At 56.0% G+C, this 445-nt stretch carries 1 protein-coding gene and 1 pseudogene; one reads left to right on the top strand and one right to left on the bottom strand.

Going from position 1 to position 445, the window contains the following annotated elements:
• Positions 1-2: 2 nt before the first annotated feature.
• A complete protein-coding gene (locus tag J5M71_RS28515) occupies positions 3-188 on the top strand; it encodes a YgdI/YgdR family lipoprotein (protein ID WP_207839013.1) in 186 nt (61 codons plus the stop codon).
• Between the two features lie 82 nt (positions 189-270).
• Here J5M71_RS28515 and J5M71_RS28510 read toward each other — a convergent pair.
• A pseudogene (locus tag J5M71_RS28510) lies at positions 271-445 on the bottom strand (pseudouridine synthase); the annotation flags it as partial.

The following is a 445-nucleotide window of genomic DNA, read 5'->3' as shown; positions in this document are numbered from 1 at the left end:
CACTGGGCCTGGCAACCCTCGCCGGTTGCTCCTCGCCGACAGTGATCACCTTGAATGACGGTCGCGAAATCCAGGCCGTCGACACCCCGAAATACGATGATGATTCGGGCTTCTACGAGTTCCAGCAGCTGGACGGCAAAGAGACCCGCATCAACAAGGATCAGGTTCGTACCGTTAAAGAGCTGTAAGGCTCCGCGTCGTTACCGGATACAGAAAAGCCCGCATTGTCATGCGGGCTTTTTCATGGGAACTCGGAAAGCAGTTTCAGCATTACCACTGCAAGGTGATTTGACTCTCGAACTCCCGCAACTCACCGGTCACCGGGTCGATGAAGCGCAGGCCTTGCGCAAGCAGCTTCAACGGGTTGGCGTAGTCGTCCTCGACATCTTTCAACACCGTCGGATAAAACGGGTCGTTGCAAATACTCGCTCCCAGCGCCGTCATG

It is taken from the genome of Pseudomonas sp. 43(2021) (assembly GCF_017490805.1).
Taxonomy (GTDB): Bacteria; Pseudomonadota; Gammaproteobacteria; order Pseudomonadales; family Pseudomonadaceae; genus Aquipseudomonas.
The sequence above is the reverse complement of the archived record's forward strand: the minus strand, read 5'-3'. Positions and strand labels throughout refer to the sequence as shown.